Below are 20,843 nucleotides of genomic sequence, written 5' to 3' on the forward strand. Positions count from 1 at the left end.
AGAGCAAAAAAGAACCTCCCCAGAAGGGGAGGTTCTTTTTTGCTCTTTGTCGTTTTAAGTTTCGTTCTGCTTATCACGATAACAAGACATGAGCTTATCGGGAGGGCATCATGAAAATATCTGCCTGCTATATCACGAAAAATGAAGAGCGAAATATCGCCCGCTCCTTGCAGAGTCTGGCAGACGCTGTGGATGAAATCGTCGTGGTCGATACGGGATCGACGGATAAGACAAGAGAAATTGCTGAGGCGCTGGGAGCGCGCGTATTGGATTTTTCCTGGCAGGACGATTTCTCCGCTCCGAGAAATTTCGCTGTTGAAGCAGCTTCAGGGGATTGGATTGTTTTTCTTGATGCAGATGAGTGGTTTGTCGAACCGCAAGGTGTGCGCAGTACGATTGAAGCGGAGATCGGCGCCGCTCCCAATCTGGAAGCGATGATGCTTCTGCGCCTGAATCTCGACGACCAAGGCAAAGAATTTTCACGCGACAGAAGTCTGCGCATATTTCGCAATGCACCATGGCTGCGCTATCATGGAAAGATTCATGAAAATGTATACAGCAGCAAAGGCCGTCTGCGAGTTTCCTATCCCGAAGGACTCGTACTCAATCATGACGGTTATCGCGGCGGCATGATTGAGGAAAAAATCGAACGCAACCTGTCCCTGATGCTCAAGGACATTGAGAAGAATGGTCATGCGGAGCGATTTTATCCCGGACTTACGGATTGTTTCTACCACCTTCGACAATACGAACGCTGTTTGGAGATGGCATTTTCGGGGTTGGAATTCCCTACGTATCCACGAGATACCCGCAGGGGCCTTTATCATGTTGCACTGGAAGCCATGCGATCCCTTAGCCTTCCCTTGGACTTGATGTGTGATCTTATGGATTGTGCACAGGCGGAGTTTCCTCATCTTCCCGAATTCTATGCGGAAAAAGGCATTCTTCTTTCGTGTAGGGGAGAACTGGAGGAGGCAGTTTGTAATTTGGAGAAAGCAGCCGTCCTTTTTGAGGCTGCTCGGGAAGATGAGGTGTTTCCGTACTTTTATAAGGGCGGTGGGATTGCCTATGAACGTCTTGCACAGATCTATCGCGTTCTGGGGCGTTATGATTTGGCAGCCTTGAATTTTCTGAAAAGCAGCTGCTTTCATGGAGGGATGCCTCCTTCTGCAAAGGAACTATTGGAAGAAATGTGCCGCATTTGTGGGATTCAGATGAAGGAATTTGCAGGGAATGGGAGCACGATGATGCTTCCTGCCTTGCTGCAGAAGCGTTTGCTGCAGGGCAGGCGGTCGGCTTCACCTGCTATGGCACGGATGTGCCGCTGTGGTTTGCTTCTTGTGGCAGCGGCTCGTGTGCCGCGGGCAAAGGCAGAAATGCTCGCTTTTTTGCCAAAGACTTTGCAGGAAAAGTGGAACGGCTATGAGATTGTGAAGAAGAAAAAGGAGATCGATGATGCGCATATCGGCATGCTGGATTACACGAAATGAGGCGAAGAATATAAGCTCTTCCATCGCAAGTGTCGCAGCGAGTGTAGATGAGATTGTTGTCTACGATACAGGATCAGAGGATGATACGTGCCGCATCGTAGAGAAGATTCCCAAGGCAAAGCTCTTTCGAGGTTCTTGGCATGACGATTTTGCAGCAGCACGAAACGAGGCGCTTTCCCATGCGACAGGGGACTGGGTCGTCTTCCTCGATGCAGATGAGCGCTTTTCCGAAGAAACGCGGGGGAATCTGCGCGTCATCCTTGAAGAGGCAAAGGAATATGATGCGCTTGCCGTAAAGATCGTGAATCTTGATATCGACGGCGAGAAGGAGCGACGAATCGATCACACCTACGTCGTGCGTGCTTTCCGGCGTTCACCTGAGATTCGCTATGTGGGGTGTATCCACGAGCACATTGAGCGAAAGGGGGCGGAACTGCGGCTCGCATTCATCCCGGAGGCCATGTTGGTGTTGCTTCATACGGGCTATACGGAGAGCCGCTTGAAAGGAAAGGCGGAGCGCAACTTGAAACTCCTCCTGCGGGAATTGAAGCAGACGGAAAGCCCGCAGGATCTCTATCGCTATCTGGCTGAGGCGTATGAGGGGGTGGGTGATACGGAGCGCGCCCTGTACTACGCGCGGCTCGACATCGCAGACGGCCCTCGCCCCGTGCTTTTTGCGAGTCGCTGCTATCGCATGCTGCTCTACACGCTTCCTGAGGGTGAGGAGCGCACGCGTGTGCTGGAAAAGGCGCGGCGCGACTTCCCGAGCCTGCCGGAGTTCCATGCCGAATATGCTGAGCATCTCGCACGCGATTTGAGATTTTCGGAGGCTGCAGAGGTGATGCAGCAGGCCTTTCGCGCCTATGCTGAGCATGAGGAAGATGGCGAAGCCATGGAGTTTGATGATGCGATGCTCGCCGTGGCGAAGGAGCGCACAGCCCTTTGGCAGAAGATCGCGGAAAGGGAGAAGACGCTCAAAATTTCAGCCTGCACCATCGCGCGCGATGAGGCGCATGATTTGCCACACTGGCTCGAAAATACGGCGGTTTATAGCGATGAGCGCATCGTCGTTGATACGGGATCCGAAGATGATACGAAGGCACTCGCGGAGGCGGCGGGGGCGCGTGTTTACGATCATCCATGGAGCGATGATTTTGCAGCAGCAAAGAATGCGGCTCTTGCTCATACAACGGGAGAATGGGTCGCTTTTCTCGACGCCGATGAGTATTTTGTTGCACCGCAGCAGGTGCGGCCGTATCTTGCATCGCTTTCCGTCGAGCAGCCGGAGATTGAGGCAGTCATGCTGACGATCGTAAATCTCGACGAGGATGATCGACTCAGGGAGATCCAGCGTTTTCCAGCCATACGCCTCTTTCGACGCAGGAAGGATATTGTCTTTGCCGGCCGAATTCACGAAACCATTTGCAAGATGGATGGCAAACTTGAGATCAAAATGGAAAGAAGGCATCTGACCGTCCATCACCTCGGCTACTCATCGGGGCGCGTGATGAAGAAGATGGAGCGCAATTTTGCCCTGCTGCAGGACGATATCAAAGAAAACGGCGAACAGGACAGGCACTACCGTTATTTGGCAGACTGCTACATCGCTTTTGGCGATTGGAGGAAGGCGCTGTACTATGCTCTGGCGGCACTCGATTCTTCAGCGAATTCCATCGGCAGTGACAGCGATTTGTATCGAACGGCGCTGCGCGCGATGCGCGAATGCCGAATGTCGGCTCAGGATATGCTTTCCCTGGCAGAAAAAGCGGCGGAGAAATTTCCAAGTCTGCCCGATTTTCATGCGGAAAAAGGCAGGATTCTCTTTTCGTCAGGAAGACTCAGGGATGCTGCCGCTTGTCTTGAACAGGCACTCGATATTTTTACACATGAAGATGGCGCAGGACAGGCCACGCGCTTTGCTGCGGAGGCTCCCGTCGCCTGGCGCGAGCTGGCAGAGATTCGCCTCGCTCTCGGCGAGAAGGAAAAGGCGAGGGAGGCGATCGCTTCCTCTCTGCACCTCAACCCATTCAGTGAGGAAGCGCTCGGACTCTGGCGGAGAATCTGGGGTGTTCCTTGCGGTGAGGAACTGTATAAGTTCTTCCCGCATACGCCTGAAGCGCTGCGCTTTCTGGCACGTTGGGCGATTTCTGCGGGAGAGGCGCAGCTCGCTGCTGATGCTGCTGCAGAGTTTACGGACCTTTCGGGTGAATATTTGCCCGAGGCGGCATGCCTCGCCGCTTGGCAGGTGCAAGATTGGGAAAAAATGGCGGATGTGGCGATGAAGAACGTTGCCGCTGTGATGCAAGAACTCTTCCTCGTGCTGCTGCTGGCGCTGGCCAAAGGGGATTCCGTGCGTGTACATGCATCGGAGATGCAGCCGCTTCTGCCCGAGCTGCAGGAGATCCTGCGCAGCTTTGCTAAGAAGCAGCCGATCAGCGCAGAGCTTTGGGAAGAGTGCCGAGCGTTCCTTCCCGTGCTCGCACAAAGACTGCCGAACGAAGTCCTGTTGCAATACGTCAGTATCCTTTCTGCACTGACGCCGGAAAAGAAGTGCGAGGCGGCGACGCTCCTTTTGGCAGCGGAAAAGTGGCAAGCCGCTATGGCTCTTTTGGCGGAGATTCCTGCAGATTCTCCAGCAGCAGATGATACCTTTTGGCATGACACAGGCGTCGCTTTTTATCAATTGGGAGATTTTCCTGCAGCGCGCGAGTGTTTTTCGCGTGCGCGGGCTTTGGGTTCAGCGGCGAAAGATATCGCCGCCTATGAAGCATGGATGAAGGGAGTCGGAGCATGAAGCTTTCCGCCTGCGTGATCGTGAAGAATGAAGAAGAGAATATCGGCACGTGGCTCTCTTCAATGAAGAAGATTGCTGACGAGATGATTGTCGTCGATACTGGCTCGACCGACCGTACGGTCGAGATGGCGAAGGCGGCGGGCGCACGCGTCTTTCATCATGCGTGGCAGAACGATTTTGCCGCCGCGAAGAACTGTGCGCTGGAAAAGGCGAAGGGCGACTGGATCCTCTTCCTTGACGCTGACGAATATTTCAGTCCACAGACAATTGCCAAGGTGCGCCCGCTCCTCATGGAGGTGGAGAAGAGCACGAAGCCCATCGTCGGCGTAATCTGCCGGCTCGTCAACATTGACAAGGATCAGGGAAACCGCTTTACGGGAGCGATCTTCCAACTGCGCATTTTCCGCAATAGCCCCGACCTTCGCTACGAGGGCAAGATTCATGAGCATGTTGTAGATGCTCATAGGGCGGAGCATGAGATGTTCGCGACACCGGAACTTGTGATTTTCCATACGGGCTATTCACAGCATCTCGTACAAAAAAAGCTTGAGCGCAACCTCGAATTCCTTCGACAAAAGGAAGAAACGGAAGGCGAGTCGACGGATGACGCTCTGCATTATATGGATTGCTACTATGGCTTGGGCGATTTTGCCAAGGCGGAAGAATATGCACGCAGAGCGATTGAAAGCAAGATCATCTATCTGGGGCGTGAAGGTGCTGAGTACTGGGGATTGACGCGCGCTTTACTTGCCCAGAAACGGCCGAAGGAAGAGATCGTAGCCGTCCTGGAAAAGGCGATGGAGAAGTACCCTGATCTCGCAGAGTTTCCCATGGAGTATGGACTCCTGGCGTGGGAGGAGCACGACTATCTGCTTGCAGAAAAGATGTTCCGCCTTGGCATGAAGCTCAAGGAGAAGGCGCCTGCGTCGCTTCGATCGGACAACTCGCTGCAGATGTTTCCCTTTGTCTGTGCATCTCTTGGAAAGATAGCGGCAATGCAGGGAAGAGCGGACGAGGCATTCGATCTTTTCCTGCGCGGTCTCCGGGAATATCCGTATGACGAGGGGCTTTTCCTCGCCCTTTACGATGCTCTCGCAGGCCAGGAAGCGGCGGACGTCATCGCACTCCTCGATACGCTCTACGACAAGGAGCACGATGCGCTGTTTCTTACGAAGGCTTTACGCGCACGGGAGGCGACGCCGATCGTGCTTTACTATGCGCGATTTTTGCCGCAGGATCAGAAGGATGAAGCATATCTCTACATGGCGGCGAATCGCATGGATGCCGCAGCGGTGGAATTTTCTGCACGGCTCAAGAGCTTTTCTTCTGTGCTCGCCGAGGCGAAGGGCGAGATGCACATCTTGCCCGAGATGGATGGCGCCTCGCTCCTGCTTGCCGATGCTTACCGAAAGCAGTGGCGCAGGAAGGCGCTGCCTCTCGTCAGCATCATGATCCCGACGTACAACCGCCCGAAGTTCTTTGAGCTTGCGCTCCAAAGCGCCCTGCGGCAGACGTATGAGAATCTTGAGATTATCGTTTGCGACAACAGCGCGGACGATGAGACGGAAGCTCTTGTCGAAAAGTATCTGAACGATTCAAGGCTGCAATATCATAGAAACAAGGCGGCAAAGACGAAAGAGGAGAACTTCGTGCCGTTTGAGCAGCTTGCCAATGGTGAGTACCTGCAGTGGCTGATGGACGACGACATCCTGCTCGACGGCAAGGTCGAGAAGATGATGCAGGCGTTTCGCGAGAATCCTGCGGCGAGACTAGTGACTTCGAGGCGCGCTCAGATTGATGGGGAGGGCAGGGTGCAACCGAATCCTTGTACGGAGGGAGTGCCCGAAAGTGAAGCGGATTATTCCGTATTCGAGGGCGAGGCCGTCGGCAAGGAGACGCTGCTCGGCTGCAGAAACTTCCTTGGTGAGCCATCGGCTGTCCTCTTCCGGCGAGCTGATCTCAAGCACCACTATTGGCACGCCGAGAGCCGCGGCTACAAGACAATTTCTGACGTGGCGATGTGGCTGGAACTTTTGGAAGGAGGAGACTGCGTTTTCTTCCAGAAGCCCCTGAGCTGCTATCGGCGTCATGCGGCGCAGGAGGGGCAGCAGGAAGCCGTCATCCTCTTGAGCCGCTTGGAGTGGCTGCGACTCATCAAGGAGTATTTTGAGCGCCGCATATACATCACGACGGAAGAAGAGTATATACAGCCATTGGAGCTTCTTTACGGCGAGTATCTGACGGAGCGCGATCGTTTTGACCGTGCGGCGGCAGGCGATTATTGGCGTAAGTATGAAGATGCGATGCGCGGCGTGCGGCGCATCTTGGCGAAGCTGAAGGAAAAGGGGCGTGCGCATGGCAGGCAAAGAGGAAAAGGAAAAAAATAGGCTGCGCGAAAGAATCGGCGACTGCCTTGCCGTACGCGACTTCGATGGTGCGATGGACGCTGTGCGTGAACTGGCGGAGGATAAGTCGGCAGAGGCAGAAGCGCTCGGTGCCGCCGCGAGCATCCATATCGAGGCGGGCGACTTTGCGGGGGCAGCTCCTCTCGTTGCGGCGCTTCTGCAGAAGGAGCCGCAGTCCGTCTACGGCGCGTTCCTCCATGCGCGAATCCTCTTCGCTGAGGGGAAACTGATCTCGGCATATGACGCGCTGACGTCGCTCCTGAAGCGCGAGGAAGGACTCGCACCGGTATATGTCGAGAAGGTCTGCAACCTTCTAGGGCAGACGGCGCGTATCATGGGATTGGCAGAAGAGGCTGCTGCCGCTTACAAAAAGGCGGCGGCTGCGGCAGAGACTTCCGAGCTTCGCAGGATGGAGTGGAGCAATGTTCTCTTCGCGCTGCATTTTTTGCGCGTGCCGCAGCAAGAAGTGTATCGTGCACATTGCGCCTACGCGGAGTTTTTCCGCGATGTGACGCCGTTCCTCCACCGCCTTCGACAGAAGCGGCGCAAGATTCGCATCGGCTATATCTCGCCCGACTTGCGCCGTCATGTCGTGCTGCGCTTCGCCGAGGCGCTTTTCACGCATTACGATGCCGAGCGCTTCGAGGTCTACTGCTACCAGAACGGTCCTGAGGACGAGGAGAGCCGCCGCCTCATGCATCTCGTCGACAAATGGCACAACATCTCGCCGCTCTCGCCACAGGAGGCGGCGCGGCGCATCTACGAGGACGGCATCGACGTCCTCGTAGATCTCGCTGGTCATACGCGCGGCACGGCGCTTCCTGTGCTCGCTCATCGCCCTGCGCCCGTGCAGATGTCAGGCATCGGCTACTTCGCGACGACGGGGCTTCCCACGGTCGACTATATGATCGGCGATGTATGGCTCGACGGCGCACCGGCGGGTATCAAGGAAGCGCCGTTTTTTACGGAGAAACTGCTCGTGCTCGAGCATACACATCTCTGCTATACACCTGCAGCGGATGCGCCGCCTGCGGGTACTGCGCCGTGCATGGAGAAGGGATTCGTGACCTTCGGCAGTTTCAATGCTTTCGCCAAGGCTTCAGACGAAGTGCTCGCGGTGTGGGTGCAGATCCTTGCAGCCGTTCCGAGCTCGCGCCTGCTCTTGAAATCTGCCGCCTTTTCGAGTGAGGAGGGACGCACTGCCGCGCTCGAACGCTTGCGGACGGCTGGCTTCGATCTCGAGCACGTCGAGCTTCGCCCCGATACCCATGAATACCTGCATGAGTATCATGATGTCGACATCGCTCTCGATCCGTTCCCCTATCCCGGCGGCGGCACGACGTTCGACGCGCTCTACATGGGTGTTCCCGTCGTCACGCTCAAGGGAGATTCGCACGGCGCGCGCTTCGGCTTCAGCATCCTCGCCAATCTCGGGTTGGAGGATCTGGCGGCAGCGGATGCGGCAAGCTATGTAGAGAAAGCTGTGGCGCTGGCGAAGGAGGCGGAGCTTCTTGCCGCCCTGCACGGGAATCTGCGTTCCATGATGGAAAATTCGCCTCTGATGGACGGCGCTTCTTACGTTGCCGCTCTCGAAGCCGGCTATGAAACGGCACTTGCCGCGCACGATGCGACTGAGGCGCGGCCTTCGCCCGAAGGAGCGGCGAGGCTCGCCATTGCGCTCAAACGCTTTTTCGCGGCGGGGGACTTGCGTCAGGCGCTTGCCGCTGCCGACGCGCTCCTTGCTGCAGGCAGGGCATCGCGCGATGTATGGCGGCTTCTGGCAGGGCTTTACGTCGATGCCGAAGAGGGGGAGAATGCCGCGCGTGCGGCTGGACTGTACCTTGCAGACAAGGCGGATGGCTTTGGATTTCTCTTGCGTGCGCGCGCCGTATTTCTGCTCGGCCGTTGGCGTGATGCGCTCGAAGATGCACGCCGCGCACTCGCCCTCGGCACACTCTCACGGGGGGAGCAGGTGCTCGCGCACAACCTCGTCGCGCGCATCTGCCGCAGTATGGGTGAGATTGAAGAAGCTCTGTGCGCGGAGAAAGCGGCGTTTGATGTCGCCGATACGCTCGAAGACAGGGCGGCATCATGGAGCAACTACCTCTTCGCCCTGCACTATGTCGAGCGCGAGCCGCGCTTCCTGCTCGATGCGGCACGCCGCTACGGGGAGCTTTTCAAAGATGCGCCGCGATGGAAGGGAACGCCGAAGCGGCGCGAGAAGATTCGCGTCGGCTACATTTCGCCCGACTTCACGTTCCATATCGTCGCACTCTTCAGCTTCGCCTTTTTCACGCACTTCGACAAAGTCCGCTTCGAGGTTTTTGGCTACTCGCTTGCAGGTGAGAATGCGATGGCAGAGGAGCTTTCTTCTCATGCGTCGGCTTGGCGCTATGTGGGCGCCGAGACTCCCGCAAAGATTGCGGAGAGGATTCGCGCCGATGAGATCGACATCCTCTTTGACCTCGCGGGGCACAGCGCAAACAATGCGCTTCCCGTGCTCGCGCTGCGTCCTGCACCCGTGCAGATCTCGGGTATTGGCTACTTCGATACGACTGGGCTTTCCGCTGTTGACTACTTCCTGACGGACGTGCATACTGATCCCGTTGGGGAAAACGACGCCTGTTTTACAGAGAAGCTTCTGCGCTTGCCCGAGAGCCACCTTTGCTACCGTGCGAGCCGCGCGGGGAAAGATTCACGGATTGCGCCGCTGCCTGCGCGGGAGAAGGGCTATATTACGTTCGGCTGCTTCAACAACTTCGCGAAGGTCACAGACCGGGTGCTGCATCTTTGGGCGAAGATTCTCCGCACCGTGCCGCGCTCGCGTCTCTTTCTCAAGACGGCAGCGTTCGATGCGGCGGACGGCAGGCAGGAGGCGCTCCGCCGCATCGAGGCGGCGGGCATCGACCTCGCACGCATCAAGATGGAAGGCCATACGGCAGAGTACCTCGCGGCATACGTCGAGGTCGATATCGCGCTCGATACATTTCCATACCCGGGCGGTGGTACGACGTGCGACGCACTCTACATGGGCGTGCCCGTTGTCACGCGGACGGGCGTGCGCCATGGCGCACGCTTCGGCGTGAGCATTTTGGCAAATCTTGGCCTTGTCGACGCCTGCTGTGCGCATACGGCGGACGAATATGTGGAGAAAGCATGTGCGCTTGCCGCTGATGTACAGGCGCTCGCTGACCTGCGGCGTACCTTGCGCATGCGCATGGAGGCGTCTCCCCTCATGGACGCCGCGCGCTACATGCTCCATCTCGAAGCGGCGTATGAAAAGATCTGGGCGCATCGGCTTGGAGAAGATGAGGGAGAGGTACGCAAGGCGCTTGTGCTCAAGATGGAAAAAGAGACGGATGCGGCCTTCAACGCACGCGATTGGCGGCGTTTTCTCCCTGTCGCCGCACGTCTTATGGCTCTCCATGCTGCCTCGGGGCGGCTCTTGATGAGCATGGGCTTTGCCGCCCTGCAGCTGCAGCAAGTGGCACGGGCACGCCTTTATCTTGAAATGGCGCTTGAGAAGACGCAGGAGGAAGAGCCGGAAATCCTGCAGCTTCTCGCCGAAGCGCAGAAGCTGTCGGGCGATCATAAGGCGGCGCTCGCGAGTTTGAAAGAGGCGGCTGCGCTGACGGAAAAGACGCACGAGACGCGCCCCTTCCGCTATCGTCTTGCGCTTGCACATGGTCATGCCGCATACATGCTCGGCCATGCCGACGAGGCTGCTGCAGCCTATCGTGAGGCTGCCGACTTAACAGAGGATCTTCGCGCACGCACGGCAGCCTACAGCTCGCATCTGCTTGCTTTGCACAATACAGCGATTGGGCGGGAGGCGCTTTTTGCTGCGCATCGGGATTATGAGAGGATTCTCGAAGGGATCGAGCCGCTTGCCGCGCGTATTTTACAGACACGCAGCAAAATTCGCATCGGGTATGTGTCGCCCGATTTTCGCCGACACGTCATGTTCTCCTTCATCTACGGCCTTTTCGTACGCTATGACAGCACGCATTTTGAGGTCTATGCGTATTCGCTCGCAGAGGAGGAGGACGGCTTCACCGCTGCCCTAAAGGAGCACGCGACGGCATGGCGCGACGTCGCGGGACTTTCCTATGCGGAGATCGCCGAAAGGATTCGTGCCGATGAGATCGATGTCCTCGTCGATCTTGCAGGGCACAGCGCGGGCGGCGCACTCCCCATATTCTGCTATCGTCCCGCTCCTGTGCAGGTTTCGGGTCTTGGCTATGTCAATACGACGGGGCTTTCCTCGGTCGATTACTTCCTCACGGACGATATCGTTGACCCGCCGGAAAGACACGACGCGTTCTTCACGGAAGAGCCTGTATGCCTGACGAGCCAGTTCCTCTACACGGCGAAGAGTGATGTGCCGAATCCTTCGAGTGCACCATGCAGGGTGAAGGGATATATCGTTTTCGGTGTTTTCAACCACTGGTACAAGGTCACGGAAGAAATGCTCTTTTGCTGGCGCGAGATCTTGGAGCGCGTGCCGAAGAGTCGTCTGCTCATCAAGTGCCAGGAGTTTTTTGCGCCAGAGATGCGAGAAGAGGTGCTGCGCCGCATGGCAAAGGTGAAGATCGACATTGAGCGTGTCGACCTGGAGCCTGCGACGAGCGACTACATGGAGCGATACAGGACGGTCGACATCGCGCTCGACACCTACCCATACCCGGGCGGCGGCACGACGTGTGACGCGCTCTACATGGGGGTGCCCGTCGTCACGCGCTATGGCAGGCGGCGCGGCTCGCGCTTCGGACTGTCACTGCTGAAGAACGTGGGCGTTTCGGAGCTTGCTGCTGCTGACGCGAGGTCATACATTGAGAAAGCCGCGGCGCTCGCTCATGATGCAGATCTTCTCGATCAGCTGCACCGGACGCTTCGGGCGCGTCTTGCTGCTTCGCCCGTCATGCAGGCTGCGAACTATATGGAGGAGTTGGAACGTTTCTATTGCACGGCAGTCGAACGAAAGAAGGAGGAGTCGGACGAAGGATGAAAGATTTTTCAAAAATCGCTGGAGAGCTTGCTGTTTTGCAGGACAAGGGGAGATGGGAGGCGGGAATCGAGCGCGTAGAATACCTGCTTAGAAGGCGTGCGTCAGAGCTTGAACGCGGCGAGAAGAGTTTCCTCTGCGGCAGGCTCGGCTACTTCCTGCATTTCGTTGGCCGCATTGAGAAGGCGGCTGCTGCTTATCAAGAGGCGGTCGCCCTTGCGCCGTACCTTGCACAGCAGAGAAAGCTCTACAGTGACTACCTCATGATTTGTCACTATCTGCCGCAGATCGGTGACGAGGAGCTTGCCATACGCCATTTCACCTATAATCAGTTTTTCCGTTCGGAGGAGGAACTGCATCACGAGCGAGAGATTCACCGCCGCCACGAGAAGATCCGTGTAGGCTACCTCTCGTCGAACTTCAAGACGCACATCATGAGCTGCTTCATGATGCAGCTGCTCGCCATCGCTGACCGCAGTCGTTTCGAGGTCTATTGCTACGACTTTGGCAACGATTCCGATGCGGCGGCCGAGCAGATGAGATCCTTCGGTAACATTTGGCGCAGCATCGCCCTGCCTGAGGCGAAGGATCGCGCGCGGGCGATTGCTGCAGATGAGATCGACATTCTCTTCGATCTCAGTGGTCATACGGACGGCGGACATGGTTTGGCGACGCTTGGCTACAAGGCGGCGCCCGTGCAGCTCACGGGAATCGGCTACATGAGCACGTCGGGGCTCAAGGCGGTCGACTACTGCCTGTCGGATATTTTTCTAGATCCAGAGGGCAAGGGCGATGCGTATTTCTCCGAAAAACTTCTGCGCCTTCCACATTCACACTTCTGCTATACGCCGTTCGAAGCCGTGTTCAAAAGTACTATTGACTGGCAGCCGCATGAACGACTGGTGTTCGGCTGCTTCAATAACTCCGCAAAAGTTTCCGACGATATGCTGCGCCTCTGGCACACGCTCCTTATGCGTGTGCCGGACTCCAAGCTCGTGCTGAAGGCGTGGAAGCCTAAGAACCTGCGCAAAAGGGCACTTTCTCTCGGCTATCGTCCCGATCAGATCGAGGTGCGCCCCATGACGCTTGACTATATCCACGAGTATATGGACATGGATATAGCACTCGATACCTTTCCCTATACGGGCGGCGGCACGACGTGCGAGGCACTCTACATGGGAACGCCCGTCATCACGCTCGCGGGCACGCGCCATGGCACACGCTTCGGATTGTCGCTTCTGGAAAATGTCGGCCTTGGCGAACTGGCGGCACAGACTCCGACAGAATATATCGAAAAAGCTGCGGCGCTCGCTTCGGACAGAGAATTGCTGACAGCGCTGCACCGAAACTTGCGTCCCATGATGCAGCGATCCCCCGTGATGGACGGCAGAGGCTATGTGCGTGAGGTCGAGGCGATGTATGAGAAGATTTGGAAGGAATGGCTCGATGGGGAGAATCGTTGAGGAAAATATTGGAGTTACTATGAAAGTCCAAGAAGTAAAGCCCGAAGGGCGCAGGCTGATTGGCTCTTTCATGTATGGCCTGAAAGTTTATTTGTACTTCCTTAAGCCTATATCGAGCTTTTTCGATATAGAGACATATGATATAATAGACGTAAAGGAAATCTAGGAGGAATATATCTTGTCAAATTGGAATACGAGAAATTCGCAGGGAACGGTGATCTCGGCAGATGAGATGAAGCGCAAGCTTGCTGCGCAGATGGCAGATGAAGAGTATGCAGAGGCGCTTGGCACGGTTGCGGCGATGATTGAAAAGGGGATCAAGGATGCCGACGCCTTTTATGATGCAGCGTACAGCTACTTCATGAGCGGTGACTATGAACGCGCAACACAGTGGGTAGACAACACGCTGAGCCTTATGCCGCAGCACGTCAGGGCGCGCATCCTGCTCGCTCGCATCTGCCTCTTGGAAGAGCGCACGTCGGATGGCCTTGCCATTTTCGAATTCGTGCTGAAGAATTATGCGGCATCCCTTTCGACAGAAGATAAGGAAGACCTTTCCGAGGTGCTCGATTACTATGCTGCGACGAAGAAAGATGAGATCCGTGCAGGTTATCCCGCCATCGCGCATTTCCTGCAGCTCGATCATGCGGCATCGGAGAAGCAGACGGAGGCATTTCAGCCGTTGGCACAGCAGGTGCAGCGCATCGAAATGCCGTTGGCGCAGCAGAAGCAGTCTGTGCAGCAAAGTGCGGGGGATGATGAGAATGAGGCTATGTGCTTGACGCAGGAAATTCTTGGGAAGGATGTCGCGCTTTCGGAGAAGGTGCGTCTTTTGAATTCGTTCGCAGGGGGGTTCTTCCTCGCAGGTTCTTTCACTGCAGCGAAGCATCTCTTGAAGCAGGCGCTTGGTCTCGATGCGCACGATGAGATGACGCTCAAAAACATGGGATATACACTCGCTGCCCTTGGAGAGCGCGATGCAGCGCTGGAACTTGCCGCTAAGATGAAAGTGCCCGACTTTGGCCTTCTGGTCGCTGTCCGTGGCTGAGGCGCACTCTTTTGCGGAGGCGATGATAAGCGTTCGTGCCCTCCTTGCTGAAGGCAGGGGAGGAGCCGCGCTTGAGGCGCTGCGCCGCTTGGCGCGAGCGCCTCTTTCGCCGCGTGCCGCCTTCGAACTGGCGGCGGCGCAGGCATCTGCCTACACAGCCTTGGGCGATGCGCACGGAGTCGTCGAGGCGTACCGTGCAGCATGCTCGTCGGGCGGTGCTCTGCCGGAAGAACATCGCATGGCGTACAGCAACTATCTCTTTGCGCTTCACTACTTGCCGGGCGTGGAAGATGCCCGGCTTTTTCGTGAACACTGCGGCTTTGCGGCGCTTTTTGAGGGCGTGAGGCAATATGCGCACGATGCGCTGCTTCACCGCCATGAGAGATTGCGCATCGGATATATTTCGCCGGATTTCGCCATGCAGATCAATGCTTTCTTCATCATGCCGCTTCTTGTTCATCGGACGAAGGAGCGCTTTGAGGTCTACTGCTATGACACGCGCGGCGCAGGCGACAGCGTGACGGAGCAGATGCGCTCTCTCGCGGATGTCTGGCGAGATGTGTCGTCTTTGCCTGCAGCGGAGCAGGCGGCATGCATCCACGCGGACGAGATCGACATCCTCGTCGATCTTTCCGGTCATGCAGCGGGCGGAGAAACTCTCGTCGCTCTCGCCCATCGCCCCGCTCCCGTGCAGGTGACGGCGATCGGCTGGTTCGATACGACGGGGCTGCCTGCGATCGACCATGTGCTTGCTGACCGCCTTTCGGCTACGGCAGACAACGAAGAGCTTTTCCTCGAAAAACCGCTGCGTCTGCACGATCACTCCCTGCTCTGTTACATGCCGCCGTCCTCGGTGCAGTATGTGACGAAGCAGCGCGAGCGACACGCGGCGCCGGTGTTCGGCAGCTTCAATAATTTTTACAAGATTACGCACGAGCAGCTTCTTCTTTGGCGTGAGATTGTAGAGCGTGTGCCGGGCGCACGCCTCGTGCTCAAGAATACGGCAGACAGCGAGGTGCAGGAGCACCGCATGCGCCGCATGGCGAAGCGTGCGGGCTTCGCCGAGGGAGTGGTCGAATTTCGGCGTGCGTCGAGCGATTACCTCGCGCAGTATCTCGACATCGATATCGCACTCGATACTTACCCTTATCCGGGCGGCGGCACGACATGCGACGCGCTCTACATGGGCGTGCCTGTCGTCACGCGCTATGGCAGGCGCTTTGGCTCGCGCTTTGGCCTGAGTCTTTTGTCGGCTGCAGGGTTTTCGGAGCTTGCGGCAGCGACGCCTGAGGAGTATGCGGCGAAGGCCGTGTCGCTCGCTCGTGATACGGAACTTCTGACTGCGCTGCACGAGACTTTGCGTGTGCGTATGGAAGAGTCGCCTTTGATGGATGGCGCTGGCTATGCGCGCGAGGTTGAGGCGCTCTATGAAGAAGCGTGGCGGGCATGGCTGCAATAGGGAAAGCACCGTAGGAGGAGATGCGAGGGAATGAACAAGATTATCGCTATATCCCTAGTCGCGGACTGTGCTGACATCATCGAAAGCTTCGTGCGTCACACGCTGACGTACGCGGATGAGATGCTCGTGGTCGACCATGCGGCGGCGGACGGCACGGGAGATGTCCTGCACGCACTTCAAGAGGAAGGACTGCCCCTTTGCATTGAGCGCTACGAGGCGGCGGAGCTTCGCCATGACGAGATTATGACGGCTGTGATGCACAGGGCGTTTGACGAGTATGATGCCGACATCGTTGTTCCTGTTGATGCCGATGAGTTTCTCGTAACACAGGACGCGGCGAAACCTTGCCGTGCTGTCCTTTCGCATTTGCGCACCGATGTGACATTCTGCGCATGGCATTGGATGTATGAATTGGAGAAGCCGGAAGAAGATGCAGGAAAGTTTCTGCTCTCGCGTCCGCTGCGACGAAAGAAGCGGCATGAGCCGGTACAGAAGGCGATCATTGGGCGCGAGGCTGCATGTTCGTATCCGTTGTTGGCGCAGGGCACGCACTATCTCTACCGCATGGAAGGAGAGGAGCGCGTGCCGGCGCCTGCGCTCCCCATCAGCTTCCTGCACTTCGCGCATTTTCAATGGCGCGGCACTCTGCATACGGCGGTCAAGGTCCTGAACGGTTGGATTGGCAATGCGGCGAAGTATTCCGTGCACACGGCGCGCTGCTATTATTGGAAGGAGCACTTCGACACGGTATTCGAGGGCAGAGTGCCGCCCGTCGCGCTTTCGCCGGAGGAAAGCGAGGCAGTGCAGGGATTGGTCTTGCCGCAGGGACAGATTGAACTGCACTATACAAAAGGTGCGGCATTCTCTCCGCTGCAGAGTCTGATGCGTCTATCTGAGCAGCTCGCGCAGGATTTTGCCGAGGAGCGTGTGCTTGCGCGCCGGAGGCTCGTGAGCATTGTCGTGCCGTATCTTGGAGACTTTTCCTTATGGCAGCGTTCTTTGGAAAGCGCTGCAGCACAGACGTATCCGCATATTGAAGTCGTTGCGCTTGATTTCGTGGGCGATGAAGCGCGCCTGCAGGAATCTCTGGAGGCCTTGGGAGCGCCGCATGGAATTGTTCCCGCCGTCTCTTCGGGATGGGGCGCACGGCTTTCCGGCACAGTGCGCGGAGCATACGTTCAATGGATCGTACCCGGCGACCGGCTTCTTGCCGAGAAGGTCGTGCGGATGGTGACGACTTTGGAACTTGACGATGAACTTGATTTCGTGATTGCCGATCCAGAAGAAGCGGCGAATGCGGAGAATGATGCGTTGGAGAGCTTCGCCTTTCGCATGAGGCAGTCGCACTGCATCGTCGCCTCTGGCGCATGGCATCGCAGTTTCGTACTCTCGGAAGGGCGTTCGCCCGCAGGAGGGCTGTCGGGTGCACTGCTGCGCCGCAGCGTGCTGGACGAGTGCGCGTGGTTGGAACCGGCGTTCTTCCAGGGGCGCTTTTTCCCTCTGGCAGCGTTTGTCCTGCTCTTCCAAACGCGGGCGGATTTCCGTGCCGGCGTCTTCGAGATTCCTCTGCTCGCCCGCGGAATGCAGGATGCAGGCGAGATTTTATGGCATCCGGCGGAATGGGCGGCATTGCTCCTTTCGTGCGACGGCGAGGTTGACATGACGGCACGAAAGAGAGCTAGGGAGGCTCTGGCGCAGCAAGCGTATGACATCTTTGCGCGCGAAGCTCTTTGCAGCAGAGCGGATTTTGCGTGTGCGCGCCGCGTGTTTGAGGAACTTTTTGCGTCTCTTCCCGAATGAGGCGCTGTTCCCGAAGGCAAAGGAGGATGACTGAGATTATGCAAAAAGCGCCGTACATCGCTGAGCGCGCCATTGTCCTTGCGGCGGGGCGCGGCGAGAGGATGCGTCCCTTGACCGATGAGACGCCGAAGCCCTTGGTGCGCGTCGGCGAGCGCCGCATCATCGACACTCTGCTCTCGGCGCTTGTGGCGGCGGATTACCCTGAGATCTGTGTTGTGCGCGGCTACTTGAGCGAGAAGTTTGAGGCTCTCAAGGAGGAGTACCCGATGATCCGCTTCATCGATAACCCGCACTGGCATGAGGCGAACAACATCGCATCGTTGCTCGCCGTGGGAGAGCTTGTCGAGAATGCGATGATCGTCGAGGGAGATCTCTTTCTGCAAAATCCCGCGCTCCTTTGCCGTGAGCAGACAGGGACGAACTATCTGGCGATTCCTGTCGAAGAGACGGATGACTGGTGCTTCTTCCCCGATGAGGAGGGCGTCATCCGCCGCATGGCGGTTGGCGGTAAGGAGTGCTGGAAGATGGTCGGCATATCCTATTGGACGCCGAAGGATGGCAGGAAACTCTCCGAGTCTTTGCAAAGGCTCTATGAGACGCCTGGCGGGTCTGAACGCTATTGGGACGAGGCGGCTCTTTCGGCCGACATCGAGGATTTCTGCGTCCGTGTGCGTGCCTGCAGCGAGAAGGATGTGCAGGAAATCGATACGGTTGAGGAGTTGGAAACGTTGAGGCGGAAGTACGGGGAAATGGAGGAGAAGTGATGGCTACGCGCGCATTTCCGCCGGGAAACGCAAGGGGAGCGGAAGTTTTTCAGGTTCTGCTGCAGAAGAGTCGCGACGGTATGTACGATGAGACCTTTTTTGCTCTTGTTGAGCAGTATCGTCAAATGTATCCGTTATCTCAAAAGGGAAGGCTACAGGGCAGTGCCCAATCTCATGCGATTTTTCTCCTCGGGAATCATATTCGACAATCACTATGCTGCTGCAGAATATACATACCCGTCGTTGGCTGGAATGGAAACAGGACTTTACATGCATCGCCTGCAGGTGTTTGATAACTGTTTCGGCGGGGAGATCGATGGTGGGATCAAGACGCTTTCGGAAGGCGCGGCGGAGCTCGGGTACTACTGCGTCAACGTCATGGGAGCCTCGGAGGGCGTTTACAACGGTGTCACGCGCGGCTTCCATCGGCTCATCGTCAACCTGAATCACCTGTCGTCTGCCGAGGCTGTGGAAAGGACGATCCGCCAGATCGAGGCATTTGATGAATACGATCAGTATGTATTCCTGCATTTTTCCGATACGCATACGCGCTCCATATTGATGGATGCACTGCCTCTTGCGACGCAGACGCATCTGCCGTTGGAAGAGCGTTTACTGGGGGCGGAAGACGAAAAAACAAGCGTATTTCTCTCGGAACGCGCCATTTATTCCCATGCCAATCGAGAGGGGATACGTCGGGTGGATCGGATCCTAGGGGACTTTTTTTCGCATCTGGAGAGCCGCTTTGCGCCGGAGGAGTATGTGGTTCATCTCTATTCCGACCACGGGGTTCCCGTTTACGAGAAGGAGCCTTATCCGACGAGCGAAAACCAGGCCTGCGCCGCATTGATGCTACGCGGCGCGGGAATTCCAAAGATTGGGCGTTGTGCGGAACTCGTGAGCGGACTCGATTTTTATCCGATTGCGGCGCACAGCCTGGGATTCTTGCCCAGCGCGTCCATTGACGGCAATCTGCCGAAAGTCTTGGGCGGTAAGGAGCGTGAATATGTGGTTTCCAGCACGCAGTTTCCCGGGCAGCCGTATCGCGTAAGCATACGCACCCAATTGCATGAATGCCGCATGGAAAGTGTTTTTCCCGTGACGCAGGAAGGCACCGTCAATCTTGCGGGAGCATCTATCGAGATTTATACGCGCGAAGGCCATGAGCAGGTGGAAGATGAGGCGCTTTACCGTTATTTTATTTCTCTGCTCGATGACCATACGCGCTCATTTAATACAGAGGGGCATGAATGGCTAGAGCACTTCATGGAAAAGGTGAAGGAATCATGGCACGCATGAGGAGGAATCTATGGGAAATATTGCTTACGCCTGCTTCTGCACCGATGTGATTCACGAAGGGCATCGAAACATTCTGCGCGAAGCCAAGAAGCACGGTACGGTCGTTGCCGGTGTCCTTTCTGACCGCGAGATGGTGCGTTACAATCGCTTTCCCTCCATATCGCTTGAAGAGCGCATCGCGCTTTTGGAGGCCGAGTCAGAGGTCGAACGCGTCATCGTGCAGGACGCCATCATGTACGATGCGGTCATTGCATCTCTGAGACCTGATTTCGTCGTGCACGGAGACAACTGGCGCGGCGGTCCGATGTCTGCAATTCGCGAGAACGTGCTGGCCAATCTCAAGAAGACGGGCGGTACACTCATCGAGGTGCCATACACATGGAATCCGGATGTCAAGAAGATTGACGAGCGCGTGAAAGAGCGGCTCGTTATGCCAGAGTTTCGGCGGCGGCGTCTGCGCCGTCTCTTGGAGATCGTACCGATTGTCAAGACGATCGAGGTGCACGACGGGCTTACGGGACTTCTCGCAGAAAAGACCGTCGTCGAGCATGAGGGCGGTCTCGATCAGTTCGATGCGCTTTGGATTTCGAGCCTCTGCGACTCGACGGCGAAGGGCAAGCCCGACATCGAGCTTGTCGATATGTCGTCGCGTATCCGCACGATCGATGATGTCATGGACGTCACGACGAAGCCCATCATCCTCGATGCCGATACGGGCGGTCTTATCGAGCATTTCGTCTACCATGTGCACACGTTGGAGCGCATGGGCGTTTCCGCTGTCATACTGGAAGATAAGATCGGTCTCAAGAAGAACTCGCTCTTCGGCACGGAGGTCGAGCAGCAGCAGGATACGATCGAGCACTTCGCGGCGAAGATTCGGGCAGGCAAGGAGGCGCAGCGAACGGATGATTTCATGATCATCGCACGCATCGAGAGCCTGATTCTTGAAAAGGGACTGGCGGATGCCTTGGAACGCGCTTCTGCCTATGTGGCAGCGGGTGCGGACGGCATCATGATCCACTCGCGCAAGAAGGAGCCGGACGAGGTATTCGCCTTTGCCGACGTTTTCCGCAAGACGCATCCGGCTGTGCCGCTCGTCGCTGTTCCGACATCCTACAGCGCGGTGACAGAGGCGGAGCTTGCCGCGCATGGCGTGAATATCGTCATCTATGCGAACCAACTGACGCGCAGCGCCTTTCCCGCGATGGAGCACACGGCAATGTCCATCTTGAAGCACCATCGTGCTCTTGAGGCGGATGCGGATCTTATGCCTTTCAAGGACATCATCCGCTTGATCGATGATGTCTAGTTGTTTT

General features: G+C 56.9%; 11 protein-coding genes. All 11 read left to right on the plus strand.

Features of this window, described 5'->3' with window-relative positions:
- The first annotated feature begins 110 nt into the window (after positions 1-110).
- Positions 111-1,490 carry a glycosyltransferase family 2 protein gene (locus QZ177_RS00180; RefSeq protein ID WP_265070929.1) on the plus strand — a complete coding sequence of 460 codons (1,380 nt, stop codon included), beginning with the start codon at positions 111-113 and terminating at the stop codon, positions 1,488-1,490.
- Positions 1,456-4,284 (plus strand): glycosyltransferase, encoded by a 2,829-nt coding sequence (locus QZ177_RS00185; protein WP_294175000.1) that lies wholly within the window; start codon positions 1,456-1,458, stop codon positions 4,282-4,284. The genes QZ177_RS00180 and QZ177_RS00185 overlap by 35 nt, the downstream gene beginning before the upstream one ends.
- Entirely contained in the window at positions 4,281-6,671 is a 2,391-nt protein-coding gene (locus QZ177_RS00190; RefSeq protein ID WP_265070931.1) for a glycosyltransferase, read from the plus strand. Before QZ177_RS00185 ends, QZ177_RS00190 begins: the two co-directional genes overlap by 4 nt.
- Complete coding sequence (locus QZ177_RS00195) at positions 6,640-11,697, plus strand: hypothetical protein (RefSeq protein ID WP_265070932.1); 5,058 nt, start codon at positions 6,640-6,642, stop codon at positions 11,695-11,697. Before QZ177_RS00190 ends, QZ177_RS00195 begins: the two co-directional genes overlap by 32 nt.
- Entirely contained in the window at positions 11,694-13,157 is a 1,464-nt protein-coding gene (locus QZ177_RS00200; protein ID WP_265070933.1) for a UDP-N-acetylglucosamine-peptide N-acetylglucosaminyltransferase, read from the plus strand. The genes QZ177_RS00195 and QZ177_RS00200 overlap by 4 nt, the downstream gene beginning before the upstream one ends.
- Before the next feature lie 178 nt (positions 13,158-13,335).
- The gene (locus QZ177_RS00205; RefSeq protein WP_294175005.1) at positions 13,336-14,205 is read left to right on the plus strand and encodes a CDC27 family protein; all 870 of its coding nucleotides are present in this window, start codon (positions 13,336-13,338) and stop codon (positions 14,203-14,205) included.
- A 22-nt stretch (positions 14,206-14,227) separates the two neighbouring features.
- A complete protein-coding gene (locus QZ177_RS00210; protein WP_265070935.1) occupies positions 14,228-15,664 on the plus strand; it encodes a hypothetical protein in 1,437 nt (478 codons plus the stop codon).
- Between the two features lie 30 nt (positions 15,665-15,694).
- The gene (locus QZ177_RS00215; protein WP_265070936.1) at positions 15,695-17,464 is read left to right on the plus strand and encodes a glycosyltransferase family 2 protein; all 1,770 of its coding nucleotides are present in this window, start codon (positions 15,695-15,697) and stop codon (positions 17,462-17,464) included.
- 26 nt (positions 17,465-17,490) lie between these two features.
- On the plus strand, positions 17,491-18,228 hold the full coding sequence (locus QZ177_RS00220; RefSeq protein WP_265070937.1) for a phosphocholine cytidylyltransferase family protein: 738 nt from the start codon (positions 17,491-17,493) through the stop codon (positions 18,226-18,228).
- A gap of 87 nt (positions 18,229-18,315) precedes the next feature.
- Positions 18,316-19,527 carry a sulfatase-like hydrolase/transferase gene (locus tag QZ177_RS00225; RefSeq protein WP_265070938.1) on the plus strand — a complete coding sequence of 404 codons (1,212 nt, stop codon included), beginning with the start codon at positions 18,316-18,318 and terminating at the stop codon, positions 19,525-19,527.
- Between the two features lie 10 nt (positions 19,528-19,537).
- Positions 19,538-20,836: a phosphoenolpyruvate mutase gene (gene aepX / locus QZ177_RS00230; RefSeq protein WP_265070939.1), complete on the plus strand. Its 1,299-nt coding sequence runs from the start codon at positions 19,538-19,540 to the stop codon at positions 20,834-20,836.
- The last annotated feature ends 7 nt before the right edge of the window (positions 20,837-20,843 follow it).

This window comes from uncultured Selenomonas sp. (assembly GCA_905372355.1).
Classification (GTDB): Bacteria; Bacillota; Negativicutes; order Selenomonadales; family Selenomonadaceae; genus Selenomonas.